Origin of the sequence: Halomonas sp. ANAO-440 (assembly GCF_019915905.1) — a bacterium.
Lineage (GTDB): Bacteria > Pseudomonadota > Gammaproteobacteria > Pseudomonadales > Halomonadaceae > Halomonas > Halomonas chromatireducens.
The window spans coordinates 1-13,299 of record NZ_JAHXBV010000005.1 but is presented as its reverse complement, the minus strand read 5'-3'; the positions used below and the strand labels follow the sequence as shown (position 1 = coordinate 13,299).

The window sequence follows — 13,299 nt, the reverse complement described above, 5'->3', positions numbered from 1 at the left end:
TATAACATCCTTGATCGATCAAAATTTGTAGCCCACCATGGTCGGCCTTCGACACCGACAAGGGCTTCGCGGGACTGTTTCCCGTATCAGGCTAAACCCATGGGAGACGCAATGATCGCCAAGCGAGAACGCGGCAAGATGGAGCGGCGACTGTCCGCTTCGCTGACACATGCCTGTGAGCAGGCCAAGCCCCTGCTGTCCGGCTTCTGCTGGCTGACCCATGAGGTCGATTACCAGCGCTTTCCCGAGAGCCTGGTGGTCACCTGGGTGTTCGATACCCACCCCAACCTGGCGAATGCGCTCAAGGGCGATGCCCGGCGCTGTATCAATGAGCTGACCGCCGAGGCATTGGCAGAAGCCGGCGTCGATGTCGGCGACGCCTCAAGGCATCTCGACTTCGACAGCGAAGAGGCGTGTCAGCGGGAACACGGCGGCGACTGGCAGCGTCGGCTGCGCACCAAGGCCATGAGGCACTGAATGGCCAAGAAGATCGAAAACCCCTGTGTCTCGATTTGCCAGCTTTCGGGGGGCCTGTGCGTGGGCTGCGGCCGCACCGTGGAGGAGATCCGCCAGTGGAAATCCATGAAGCGGCCGGAAAAGATGAAAACGGTAAAACGTGCCGATGAGCGCTTGAAGAAGATCTCGCGCGACTGACAAGAAAATAATTCGGAATACAGCCCAGAGCAAAAGCATAAACACTGCACGCAGCCACAACAATAGACCTATCATCTTACTTATCGACGCATTGCCGATTTTCCGGGAAGTGCTGCTAAACTCCGAGAATGACAGGCTTCGCCCCGCGGCGAAGCTTTCTGTATCTATCGGCAGGGAGTCCTTCATGGCCCGCAATATCATCGTTCTTGGTGCCGGCATGGTCGGCGTATCTGTGGCCTGGCACCTGGTGCGTCGCGGTCATGACGTCACCCTGGTGGACCGCCGCGAGCCGGGGCTCGAGACCTCCTTCGGCAATGCCGGCATCATCCAGCGCGAGGCGGTTCGGCCCTACGCCTTCCCCCGTGATATCGGCACCCTGCTGCGGGTGCTGCCCAACCGCAAGGTGGATATCCGCTACCGCCCCACCGGCATGATGAACGCGGCGGGCCCGCTCCTGAACTACTGGCTGAACTCGAGCGGCAAGCGCTACGAGCGCATCGTGCGCGAGTGGGCGTCGCTGATCATGCGCTGCCAGGATGCTCACGCGCCGATGATCGAGGCTTCCGGCGCCGAGGCGCTGGTGCGCAAGGGCGGCTGGCTGGAGCTTTACCGCACCCGCAAGGCGTTCGAGGAGCGCCAGGAAGAAGCCCGGGAGAACCACGAGCGCTTCGGAGTCGAGTATGAGGTGCTGGACGCCGAGGCGCTCTACGCCAAGGAGCCGCATCTGGGCAAGGGACTGATCGGGGCGATCCTCTGGACGCAGCCCTGGATGGTCTCGGACCCGGGCGGCCTGGTGCAGGCCTACGCCCGCAGCTTTGCGGAACAGGGCGGCCAGGTGATGCAGGCCAGCGTCGAGGACGTGCTCCAGGTAGATGGCGGCTGGCAGGTCAAGACCAGCGAGGGCCCCCTGGAGGCAGATGAGGTGGTGGTGGCCCTGGGGCCCTGGGCCGGCGAGCTGCTGGGAAGGCTGGGCATGAAGGTGCCGCTGTTCGTGAAGCGCGGCTACCATATGCACTACTCCGCCGAAGAGGGAGCCAAGCTCAACCACTGGGTCATGGACGCCGAAAAGGGGTTCCTGCTCGAGCCGATGCGCGCCGGAATTCGCCTGACCACCGGCGCCGAGCTTGCCGACCTGGACTCGCCGCCCCAGTACAAGCAGCTGGCTGCCGCCGAGAGGGTGGCACGCAAGCTGTTCCCGCTGGGCAAGCGCCGTGACGGCCAGCCCTGGAAGGGAGCCCGGCCCTGCCTGCCCGACATGAAGCCGGTGATCGGCCCGGCCCCCGACAAGGCGGGGCTGTGGCTCGCCTTCGGCCACGGCCATCAGGGCTTTACCCTGGGCCCGGCCACCGGCGAGCTGCTCGCCCAGATGATGGATGGCGAAGAGCCCGCGGTGGATATGACGCCCTTCCGCGTCGATCGCTTCCGAATGTAAGGCCACAAGGCTTTGTACGAAAGCGGGCGCCCTTGTGGTGCCCGCTTTGTCATGGCTCCCACGACTCCCCTGCCAGGGAAACTCGATCAGAGTTACCGTTCGGTAATTTTCGCCATTTATCGCGTCCTGACGGCCTCATGATTACCGATCGGTAATTATTTCATTGCGGAACAGGGGAACCGTGCCTAGAATTACCGAACAGTAATCACATGCAGGTTCCCATGCCTACCAACGACTCCCCTGCCCACCCGGTACACATTCGCCACAGCGAAGAGCTCGGCAAGCTGGTACGCCAGCTGCGCGCCGAACAGGGGCTATTGCAAATCGACCTCGCCGGCCTGGCCGGAACCGGCAACCGATTCATCGTCGATCTGGAGCGGGGCAAGCCGACCCTGCAGCTGCAAAAGGTGTTGGATGTGCTGGACCTGATGGGGCTCGAGGTCGTCGTGCGGCGCAAGGGTGGCAGCCGACATGGCGAGTGATGACACTCTGGCGGTTTACCACGGCGACAAATATGTCGGACGCCTCTACGACGTTCAACCGCTGCGCTTCGAGTATGCTACCGAATGGCTGGAGCATCCTGAAGCGGTCAGCCTCTCGCCCTCGCTGCCGCTCATTCAGCAGGTTCACGTTGGCGATGCGGTGCTGGCCTACTTCGAGAACCTGCTGCCGGAAGGCGACCTGCGCCACCATCTGGCACTTCGCCACCACACCACGACCGTTTTCGGCCTGCTGAAGGCCATCGGTGGGGACACAGCCAGCGGCTTTACCTTGCTGCCACCGGGCGAGTCACCGGCTCCGCCGCACTATCGCCCCATCAGTTGGGAAGCGCTGGCGGAACACCTGCAACACCGGGAACTAAGCCCCCTGCTCTCGCAACAAGGTGAGGAAGCCCGCATCTCGCTGGCCGGCGCTCAGGACAAGCTACTACTGATGGTGCTGGAAGATGGGAGCCCCGCCATACCGGAAGGATCGGCGCCTTCCAGCCATATTCTCAAGCCGGACATCCAGGCCCTGAGGGGCGTATGGGGTTCCGCCATCAACGAGACCTTCTGCATGCGGCTGGCCGCCGAACTCGGGCTCAAAGTCGCCGAGGCCAGCTACCAGCCCGAGACCCACGCCTGCCTTGTACGCCGCTACGACCGGGTTGCCGATGAACAGGGCGGACTGCGACGCCTGCACCAGCTCGACTTCTGCCAGCTCGCCGGTACACCTTCGTTGATCAAGTACGAAAGCGACGGCGGGCCCGGCCTGGCTCGCTGTCGCGACCTACTGCAGCAGGCCGGCGCACCGGCCAAGGACTTGCAGCGCCTGATCGCCTGGTTCTTCTTCAACCTGCTGGTGGGCAACAACGACAGCCACGCCAAGAACCTCGCCATCCTCTATACCGATGAGGGGCCTCGGCTGGCGCCGTTCTACGATCTGATGAGCACGACGCTCTACAGCGGGCTCGCGCGCCGCTTCGCGTTTCGCATCGCCGACGAGGATCGCCCCGGAAGCATCGAACGCTCGCACCTCGAAGCGCTGGCCCGCTCGATGCGCTTCCAGCCACGCTATTTCCTACGCCAGGGGCTAGAACTCGCCGAACGCATGCCGGCGGCCATCGACAGCACACTCGCCTCCCTGAGCACCGAGGCTCATCAGGGTACTGAGCAGACGCTGCTGGAAAGGCTACAGCAGCGGCTGCTGAGCCATTGCCAAAAGCTGCCGGAGCGGTGGTCTGCCGGATAGGGGTGGCCTTTGGCCGCATCGTGGATGAGATGCACCAATGGAAATCCATGGGATCGCCAGCTGCGGCAGCAAGGGCTGGCTGGGTGCCACGCACCAGGGCCTGAAGGCCATGTGAATGTGGGCCAGCGTACCGACACAGGTCGCAGGACAGGTTAGTGTGACTCTAATTCTGAGTCCCGATGGCTTCATGGCGAGGCTCAGGCGTGGATACTCGCTATCCACAGGAGCAATCTCCAAGAGCAATCTCCACCCACAAGCACCAGATCGAAGTCCGAAATAACGAGGAGTACCTGACGAAATGTCGAATAACCCGATGAACATGATGTTCGCCTGGATGAAGATCGCCTCTTCCTACAACCAGATGATGCTGTCTTCCAGTGAGGTGATCGTCCGCCGCACCATGATGATGGCCAGCGGCACCATGACCCTGCCCGATGCCATGAGCATGATGATGGAGAAAGGGACGATTTACGCCACGGCAACCGAGCGAGCGGCAGTGGCGATGGCCAGCGGCGCCGATCCCGCAAAGATCACCGCGGCAGCGCTGAAGCCATACAGCACCAAGACCCAGTCCAACGTGCGCAAGCTGCGCGGCTGAACGGAACCAGTCCTCCAGCGGCAATCGATGCCAGGCAATCCCCACAGCAAGATCAGAAACGCAAAACCGCCACCCGGGATGATCCGTAAGTGGCGGTTTTTTTGTTCTTTTATCAATGTAGACGTGCTGGGCCTGATGGGACTCGAGGTAGTCGTGCGGCGCAATTGGCTACAGCACGCCACCTCACTGCCCTCAGCGCGGAGGGCTTGCCGCACCGAGCTTGAACCGTTCGGTTGATGAGCCTATTATATCGGTATTGATATAGGATCACAGAGGCCAAGGAGAGCAGCGTGGCGCGGAAGAAACCCGTCGCATTCGTCGGAGACTCGAAGGACCGGCTGCGCGACTTCCCTCTGGACGCCAAGCGCGAAGCAGGGTTTCAGATCGACAAGGTTCAAGCTGGAGGACAACCAGACGACTTCCGCCCCATGCCAAGCGTTGGCCCTGGCGTCATGGAGATCCGCATCCGGGAAGACAATGGGGCCTTTCGGGTCTTCTATGTGGCTAACCGAGGCGATGCGGTATTCGTGCTCCACTGCTTCCAGAAGAAAACCCAGAAGACCGCCAAGAAAGACATCGACCTGGGCAAGCAGCGATACAAGGAGCTGCCCTAAGCCCGGCCACCAAGCGAGGTGACACCATGGCCATCGAGTATTATGACAGCGTGTGGGATGCCATCGAGGACACTCCCGAAGAGGCGCTGAACATGCGTCTGCGCTCCGAGCTCATGGCGAAGATCGCCGGCCGTGTCCGGGAGTGGGGCATCACTCAGAATGAGGCGGCGCACCGACTGGGCATCACCCAGCCTCGCCTCAACGACCTGCTGAACGGCCGCATCAACAAGTTCAGTCTGGACGCCCTGGTCAACCTGACGGGGCCGGCTCACTTCCACCTCGAGCTGGCGATTGAGGACGAGAAAGAAGTGGCTGCCTGATAGTCTGCCCCGCCCGCTCAGTGCCCCACTAGCCCGATCGCAGCGCCTGCAGCACCAGCCGCCGCTCCAGGTGCTCGTTCCAGCCGCTGGGCCGATCCAGCTCGAGCCGGGCCAGCAGCGACCGTTCAGCGTCGCTGGCTTGGCCTGCGCCGAGTGCGCCCAGCAGCGCTTTCAGCTTGCCGCTTCGGGTGGCGGTGCGCGCCTTGAGCTGCTTGAGGGCCTTGCCCAGGGTCAGCTCCTCATCAGTGAAGTCAGTGCCAAACGGAAACCGGGAGAAGACCTGCTCGCCGCCCATCCGCTCAAACTGCTGCGCCAGTTGCTCCGGGGTATTGTCCCGCCAGAGCGCGGGAATCTCGACGTCGGCGGCCACTTTGCCGGCGTCCTTGGCCTGCGCCAGCAGCTCGGACTGGAATCGCGCATCGGCAATGGCGATCAACGCCAGGCACACCTCCTCATCAGAGCGACCACGCAAATCGGCAATACCGTATTCGGTCACCACGATATCGCGCAGGTGGCGGGGAATGGTGCAGTGGCCGTAGCTGAACAGAATATTGGACCGGGTTTCGCCGCCGCTCTCGCGGGTGCTGCGCAGGGTAATGACCGAGCGCGCCCCGCTCAGCTCGTGGGCCATGGCGACAAAATTGTACTGCCCGCCCACACCGCTGATCACCCGCCCATCCTCCAGTCCATCCGATACCACCGCCCCATCGATCGTGCATAGCATGGCAGAGTTGATAAACCGCGCATGCTGGCGCTGGGCCACCTTGAGCCGCTGATTCCCGAAGCGGTGATCGTAGAGGTCATTGATGTAGTTGACGCTGGTCATGTTGATACTTGCGCGCTCGGCGTCGGACAACGCGTGCAGCTTGTCGTAGAAACGCCGCGGCCCCACGTAAAAGCCGCCGTGCATCACCACCCCCTTTGCCGCGCTGGGGTGGTCGCTGCTCTCCGGGTCGATCTCGCCCCGGTTGATCGCTTCCTGAAAGTCGGCATGGGCAAAGACCCGGCGCTTGAGCACCCCGCCTTCCATCAGGTAGATAAAGCCATCCACCATCATTTCGCTGCAGCCATACAGCCCCTGGCTGAAGGGCTGGGTGTCGCCCCACTGCTCGGCTACCGGAAACCGCTCGGCCACCTGCAGGTCCCGGTAAATCGCTTGCCAGCGGGCATTGTCCCGCTGGCGCAACAGGGTGCTATGCACCAGCGCCGCCCCCAGGGAACCGATGCCGATTTGCAGCGTGCCGGCATCCTTCAGCAAGCAACTGGCGTAGAAGCCGATCAGGTGATCTTCCGACGAGATGGGGGTCTGGGGCGCGCTGAACAGCGGATACTCGGTATCCGGGTTTTCCAGCAGCAGGTCGAAGTCGGCACGCGCCACAGCCGCGTCATTACCCAGATACGGCAGGTGCCGATTGGTTTCCGCGACACAAACGGTGGCATAGGGTTGCTCGCGCAGCCAGAGCAACGCATCCAGGGTCATGTCCGGATTGCAGCTCAGGCTCACCGCTTCGCCCCGCTCATCGGGCGCTACCAACTGAGCCAGCACATTGATGCCCTGGGCCATCAAATCGCGCAGCGCGTGGGTGTAGTTGGTGCAGATATAGTGGCGCTGCTGGTCAGTGTTGTTCTTCAGGTTGCCGGCCTGGAAAAAGAACTCGGACACCGTGACATTGTCCGGCAGGCGGTTTGCCTGGGCATCCCGGGCATAGGCCAGCTCAGGGATATCGCCGTACAAGCGCTCGACGAAAGGCCCCATGAAACGGCGCTCCAGGGAGGAGCCGCCCGCCGGTGCCAGCAAAGAGAGCGCGGTGACGATATGCAGCTTGATCGTCGGATCACGCTGGGCGCGGGCATAAAGGGCGTTCACAAACCGCAAGGGTTTACCCAGCCCCAGCGGCAGCCCCAGCACAATGTGCTTGCCCACCCGATCGATGACCTGATCCACGCACTGGTCAGCATCCTGATAACTCATCGGCTCGCCCATAGCCTGAACCCCACCCTTGGCTTCGATACGCCTCAAGCTAGCACATGGGGCGGTTGGAGCAGATGAGCAGGCGCGGGGTGGTGATCCGTCCGACGGAAGCCCCCCTCAATGATGCGTTCACGTCGATCCACCATGGATGGAATGGAGGCTCTCGAAATCGGGGCCGCCCCTCATTCCCTTCGCCTGAAATCACGCCAGTGTGGGCAATCGCCTACAAACGCGTAAGAGATGTCTGGCGATTGCTCCAACGAGTGGCACGGCCATAGGCAAAGCCCATAAACTTGCCACATCACTATGGAGCAAGGAATCTCCCATGGATCTTGCGAAGATCGGCGACAAGATTGTCTGTCGCTGCAAAGGCGGGCCACATAGCATCGTCTCCGGCGCATCCAGTGCTAACGCCGATGGCGTTCCGATTGCCAGGGTGGGTGACAAGAGTTCCTGTGGGGCCGCCATCACCACTGGCGCAAGCTGGTATTCGATTGAAGGTTCCCCTGCCGCTATCCATGGCAGCGCGACCTCATGTGGTGGATATGTCGAAGCGGCTTCCACTACGATCACTGGCTCACCCACCAGAGCGGGCACGTCGGCAGCAGGCTCAATAGCTCATCCACGTTCGCTTAGGATGCCCGGGAATCAAAATGACTCATTCAGGACGTCGTTTGCCGAAAACTCCCCTGAAACTGAATATGAGTATGTAGCCTCTGAAACCGAAGTGATCATGAATCAGCCAGCCTACCTCTTCGTCGAAGGTGTTGGTAGTAATGGCGGCTATATCTTTCGAGTTCATGTCACGATTAGAGATAACACGCTTCATATTTCGGCACGCGGTGGAGCACCCGCAGCACAAATCCCCGGGGGCGGTAAAGCTATTCTAGGCATGCGTGCGGAGCTCATAGATGGCGACCAACCAATGGAAACAGCAGTTCTTCAGAATACCGGAACCAATGCTTGGCCGGATGAGCCACAATATTGGCCGGTAGGTCATGCTTCCCTTCCCTTGCCCGAACCACAACCTGGCAAGACGCTGTCTCTTTACCTCCAAGGCACTTTCCAGTATCAGACCAGTGCAGGTTCAGCAGCACCGATGCCACCCAGCACGAACAAAACGATTACCATTCAGGTAGTAGAGAAACAACATGCGCCGTAAATTATTCTCTGCAATCCCGCTAATTATTCTTCTCTCGGCCTGCCAAGAAGGCATGAGCAATGAAATACAGGGTGACTCCGTTGAGCTTCAAAGGCAAGCTAACGAAGAAGCTAGCTTCGCCATGGCGGAAGGAAATGAGAAGAGGCTAGAAAGGGCGAAAGCACTGATAGAGCAGTCTCTGGAAGCAGATCCCAATAACCACTACGCGCTGATAAACCGTGCACAGATTGACGTCTATCAGGAAAATTACGAGCTTGCTCTAAGCACTGTGGAGCGCGCTTATGATATCGCACCAAGCAATGACTCTCTTCCTCTTTTCCGCTGCATGCTGATAGAAGAGGTCAAGGATAATGAAAGCGCGAGGGAATGCTACGCGACAGTCGAAGAAAGCTACGCCGAGCGGCACGAAGCAGATGAAGAAATTCCTGCCAATTGGGTGGGAGCGGCCATTCTAGGTGATAGTCATGCTGCTCCTGAGCTGATTGAAACCTACCTAGAACAGGAAGCAAAAAAGGGAGAGCTAGCAGGCCACATAGCCGAGACGACCATAAATTCTCTCACAGATGGAAGCTATGTAGGTCAAGCCTTAATGCGAGAACACTGAACACATGGAATACTTTACTTTACAGTCTAGGAAAAACAGCCACCATGATCAAACCATCTTCAAGAAAGGGCTCCCAAAACGACAAAGAAGGAACCCAGGAAAACGGCAGAACACTGCTTAACCATAGAAAGCCTATGGCGGAATGTAACAAGTCAACACGATCACTATGCGCAATATTTGGCCTCAGTCGATCATTACACATCAGTCGAGTCGCAGAGATGCATCGACCGCCTCTTTCTCAGTATTGCAATGTGTCGGCTGAAGACGCCCATTTTTCCAGGCCCACACCGTGAATCCAGACTTCGCCCTTTTACGAATTGTACCATTTTCAATTTCAACATTTCCCTCTGAAACCAAGCGCAACAAGATGCGCTTACCAGACTCCCCACCATCGATCTCGAAAAGCTTAGAGGCGCTCGCTTCAACCAGTAAATGATCCCCCTTTGTGTCGATCACCACTACGTTCTTATCAATCCAAACAAGAAAATCTGGCCAGTATGCTTTTCCTTCATGAAGCAATGGTAGCGAATAGCCGCTTCCTACGGGATTGCGCGCCCACACTCGCTGTGTTCGGTCAAGCGCCCGTGCAAACTTTACCTCCAGCGGATTAAGGCCGGAGTAACTTCCATGAAGAGAACGTTTGAACTGTTCGCTTGAGTTTGGATCAATTGCGATAGGGCCCACATAGTAGGGGTTATCAACGTCATTTTGAAAGATTACTGAATGCTGAATATATGCTGAAACGACCTCTTGCGCCTTGGCTCTCATATGATCCGCAGCAGGGCTGCTGAGTTCAATCATTGCATCAAATTTAGGCTCCTCGATATCCACGAGGTTTATCGGCCCTCCAGCTCTTCTAAGTCCCCCTGGATAACTGCGGTTAATTTCTCGACGAAAAACTGAGCGAGCAGTTAGGCGATTACTGTGTTCAACATCTATCCACTCGAACTGCGCGTCAGAGTTCTCTCCAACCTTCTGAAGAACCTGCATGCGACTGCCCTGCCCCACAGTATTATGAGTATCCGAACGGAAATCAATGATAGTTTTAACTATGCGTGAAATCGGTTCGAGAGCACGGGTGCTCTCAATGCCAACAGTAGGCACTGTACGCGGAGGCTTGGGGTCTATGCGGTCGCGCACACCACGTGTTTTCTCATCTTTAATCACAAGCGCAATAGACGGATGCTCGGAAGTCAAGTCTCTACGGATATCTTTTAGAATATCATCAAACACACCTTTTTCATCCGTCCGTATGTGAAAATGCGCAGTGTTTAGAATCGGATCATTGTAATGCTCTGCTCCTGGCTGACGGAGAACCCGTCCGATAACTTGTGTAATCTGCCGTGCAGAAGCCATCTCCTTATCAATGTATGCAAAGCAGCAGGCTGGATCATCCCAGCCTTCTTGTAGGCTTAAGTTAAAGATTACATGTTCATAACCCCCTGACGTGAATCGAGCATAATCCTTCTCACCTCCATCAAATAGGTGCATTTCAGCAGGTTTCGGAGACTCTTTTGAGAATTTTAGTTGGCAGTAGAGAGCGATCTTCTCAGGCTTGACCTTTGCCACCTCCACAAGATGCCGCCAGATTAAAATAGGTCGCGCTTGCCGCTCCTTAAACGGACGCTTCAAGTCCTCCGAAATAGACATGCCATCAACAGTGTTGGTCGAGCAAACGTAGATAGCCTTGGGCGTAAACGGAAGCTTCAGGTCCATTGCAACCTCTTGAGCGCCCCGGAGATCGCCAATGAGGTTATCGAGAGCAGGTTCGAGCGGCGTTATATACCCGTCTATGGAAATCCGCTCATTCACTAGTCCAGAAAGCACCACATCCCGGCTTGAAACTGTAGTAGAGAAATCTTGATCCGCCCATCTTTTATCGTTACGAAGCCGCGTCATGACGCTGTTGATGCGCGGAGGCAAAGTGAGCGTGGCGCTCGCGACTATGAGAGCGTCAGGAGCGAGCTCAAGTAGCCGCTCTGATTGAAGATTCGAAAGGTTGTGGCCTTCATCGTAGATGATGATCAAAGGGCGTCTGAGACCCTTTGCGGTCTGACGTTTCTTTAGCTGGTCCCAGAGAGATTCTTCTGCCAAGTCCAGTTGGGCACGGTATACTTTTCGGTCATCATTGGAGGTATCTTCGACCGCAAACTTACCTACTGTAGCAACCAGAAGAACCGGAATATCTTCGCTTGATAGGTGATCGGGAGTGACCTCAAGAAGCGGCACAACACTGAACCCCGAAAGATTATCTGCATATTTTCCTGACGACAGGTTCTCGAAGGTTTGGGAAACCACAACTCTCCCTTTGGAAATCCAAAGCACTACTGGCGCAACTCCCAAACCATCTCGAATTTGAGAGACCGCATCCGCCAGCATAAGAGTTTTTCCGCTCCCAGTAATCGCCACAAGAGTCTGAAGAAACGGTACCGGCGTAGTGCGATCCACCAAAAGAGGATTTACTGAATAATCAAAAAAGCGATTAGCAATTTGGGTGGCAGCTCGCTCCTGAAACCTGATGAGATCCATTAAACGCTCTCCTCCTCATTATTATATTCGTCATTTTCATTTAACCCTAGATCCGCCAGAATTTTGTCTGGAATTTTCCAGAACCGAACGTTAGGCGATTGGAACATTTCATAACGAGCGTAAACATGAAAAGGTGGCTCGATACTGGCCTTCCTAGCCTCTTGAACGACTTTCTTATAGGTGTCTAGGCTCAAAGAACCCACCGGCCCATCGTTGTCCCAAATCAGAAAGTAACCCTCTCCGTTCTGGTCTTGGCCGATGAGATACTGATAAGTCTGCTCATCCCACCGCTTCAGGCTTGGCGCAGAACGCTTATGGTTTTCCCAGTGTGAGGTCAGAACGACATCAGTCAACTCGTCGCGCTGCATTGCTAGAACAGTCTTAGCGTCAATGGTCTTAGTCAGCAGTCTATACTCGAAACCTCCACCAAGAGGCTTTCCCTGTTTACCATTAGGTCGTTCACCCGTGACTGCATTATAAAGCCGTTTCCATGTCAGAGTGCGTGCATATTTGTCACCATTTTCCGGGGCACCCTGTTCAATAAGAATGAAACGACGTTCTGCCTCTAGCTCTTTATTAAGGTCAAGTACAGCATGACCAGTGGAGCCAGAACCAGCGTACGGATCGAGCACTAGCCCATTCTCAGGGCACTAAATTTGAATAATTTTTTTAAGAAGCCGCAAAGGCTTCACAGTATCAAACGCGTGACCTTTTCCGACAATTTCGTCTAACTCTTTTCGCGCCATATCCGAGTGACCGGACTGAGCATGGGGCCATGTTACTGATCCAATTTCCACAGGACTATCATAAAATTCCTCATCCCAAAATGTCGTAGGGATCATTCCCGCGCGAACAGCCTCGATAGGAGTCTTTAGCCGTGGCCTGCCGGCTCCAGGCCTTCTCTTTCGATCATCACGGAAGAAAAGTTTGGGCCAGTTGCCCTTCTCACGCCGCTCAAGTGCTTTTTGTGAAGCATGTTTCACCACCGGGTCATTTTCAGGATCATAGCCCTCAAGACTTACACCACTCCCTGATATCACGAGCGCATTTCCACGCCCATCTCCAAGGTCCCGTTCTATATAGTCCGCTCCCCACTCACAGAGATACTTCTTGGCCTCTGATTTTGTAAAACTCACCCAGTGAGCTCGAGCCTCCGGCAAGTTTCCATCGTACTCATACTCACCATTTGGGTAGTGAAGATTTCCCGTGAAAGGTGATTGTATCGCGTAGGCGGTTTTCGCCCTATTTTGCCGCGCTGAAGGATCAGTTGGTATCCAATCACCACTGTTATCACCGTCGATATTTTTTATTTGAGAACGACTAATAGGAAGCAAATCCATTTTCGCCAAGCCTTTATCCTTGGCGTACACGAGGACATAATCCGTCGTTTTGGAAACAGAGTTACCCCCCTTTGGAGAATAGGCTTTCTGCCAGTTGATTATAGCTAGGCGATTTTTCTCTCCAAAAACCTCATCCAGCATCATACCAAGGTGAAAAAGCTCATTATCATCAATGCAGATTGCTAGGACGCCGGAGGGCTTAAGCATAGCCTTCATGATCTGAAGACGCGGCATCATCGCCTTAATCCATTTGGTGTGGCGTGATCCATCTTCGCTAGAGACAATAGTTCCTAGCTGTCGGGTCCCGTGTGATTGACCACCCGCTTAGTAAATAACTCAGGCC

General features: G+C 56.7%; 12 protein-coding genes and 1 pseudogene. 10 read left to right on the top strand and 3 right to left on the bottom strand.

The features are described from left to right. Positions 1–111 precede the first annotated feature (111 nt). The 8 genes from KZO25_RS05105 to KZO25_RS05070 all read left to right on the top strand — a co-directional run bounded on the left by KZO25_RS05105 (position 112) and on the right by KZO25_RS05070 (position 5,349). On the top strand, positions 112–477 hold the full coding sequence (locus KZO25_RS05105; RefSeq protein WP_223136140.1) for a hypothetical protein: 366 nt from the start codon (positions 112–114) through the stop codon (positions 475–477). Continuing rightward, positions 478–654 (top strand): DUF1289 domain-containing protein, encoded by a 177-nt coding sequence (locus KZO25_RS05100; protein WP_223136139.1) that lies wholly within the window; start codon positions 478–480, stop codon positions 652–654. It abuts the gene before it with no gap. A 184-nt stretch (positions 655–838) separates the two neighbouring features. Next, on the top strand, positions 839–2,086 hold the full coding sequence (locus KZO25_RS05095) for an NAD(P)/FAD-dependent oxidoreductase (protein WP_223136138.1): 1,248 nt from the start codon (positions 839–841) through the stop codon (positions 2,084–2,086). Between the two features lie 221 nt (positions 2,087–2,307). Then, positions 2,308–2,568, top strand: a complete 261-nt coding sequence (locus KZO25_RS05090; protein ID WP_223136137.1) for a helix-turn-helix transcriptional regulator — start codon at positions 2,308–2,310, stop codon at positions 2,566–2,568. After that, complete coding sequence (locus KZO25_RS05085) at positions 2,558–3,817, top strand: type II toxin-antitoxin system HipA family toxin (protein ID WP_223136136.1); 1,260 nt, start codon at positions 2,558–2,560, stop codon at positions 3,815–3,817. Before KZO25_RS05090 ends, KZO25_RS05085 begins: the two co-directional genes overlap by 11 nt. Before the next feature lie 298 nt (positions 3,818–4,115). Further along, positions 4,116–4,415, top strand: coding sequence for a hypothetical protein (locus KZO25_RS05080; protein WP_144439683.1), 300 nt, complete (start codon positions 4,116–4,118; stop codon positions 4,413–4,415). Positions 4,416–4,705: 290 nt separating this feature from the next. Next, positions 4,706–5,029: a type II toxin-antitoxin system RelE/ParE family toxin gene (locus KZO25_RS05075; protein ID WP_114572305.1), complete on the top strand. Its 324-nt coding sequence runs from the start codon at positions 4,706–4,708 to the stop codon at positions 5,027–5,029. Positions 5,030–5,055: 26 nt separating this feature from the next. Continuing rightward, entirely contained in the window at positions 5,056–5,349 is a 294-nt protein-coding gene (locus KZO25_RS05070; RefSeq protein ID WP_223136135.1) for a helix-turn-helix domain-containing protein, read from the top strand. Positions 5,350–5,377: 28 nt separating this feature from the next. Here KZO25_RS05070 and KZO25_RS05065 read toward each other — a convergent pair whose 3' ends face one another. Further along, positions 5,378–7,321, bottom strand: coding sequence for an acetyl-CoA hydrolase/transferase C-terminal domain-containing protein (locus KZO25_RS05065; protein WP_262488854.1), 1,944 nt, complete (start codon positions 7,319–7,321; stop codon positions 5,378–5,380). A 325-nt stretch (positions 7,322–7,646) separates the two neighbouring features. Between KZO25_RS05065 and KZO25_RS05060 the strand changes: the two genes are divergently transcribed. Together KZO25_RS05060 and KZO25_RS05055 are read left to right on the top strand one after the other, a co-directional pair. Continuing rightward, positions 7,647–8,483: a PAAR domain-containing protein gene (locus KZO25_RS05060; protein WP_223136134.1), complete on the top strand. Its 837-nt coding sequence runs from the start codon at positions 7,647–7,649 to the stop codon at positions 8,481–8,483. After that, the gene (locus KZO25_RS05055) at positions 8,473–9,087 is read left to right on the top strand and encodes a hypothetical protein (RefSeq protein ID WP_223136133.1); all 615 of its coding nucleotides are present in this window, start codon (positions 8,473–8,475) and stop codon (positions 9,085–9,087) included. The genes KZO25_RS05060 and KZO25_RS05055 overlap by 11 nt, the downstream gene beginning before the upstream one ends. A 201-nt stretch (positions 9,088–9,288) precedes the next feature. Here KZO25_RS05055 and KZO25_RS05050 read toward each other — a convergent pair whose 3' ends face one another. Continuing rightward, complete coding sequence (locus tag KZO25_RS05050; protein ID WP_223136132.1) at positions 9,289–11,616, bottom strand: DEAD/DEAH box helicase family protein; 2,328 nt, start codon at positions 11,614–11,616, stop codon at positions 9,289–9,291. Beyond that, positions 11,616–13,241, bottom strand: a pseudogene (locus tag KZO25_RS19935) (site-specific DNA-methyltransferase). Before KZO25_RS19935 ends, KZO25_RS05050 begins: the two are co-directional and overlap by 1 nt. Positions 13,242–13,299: the final 58 nt, after the last annotated feature.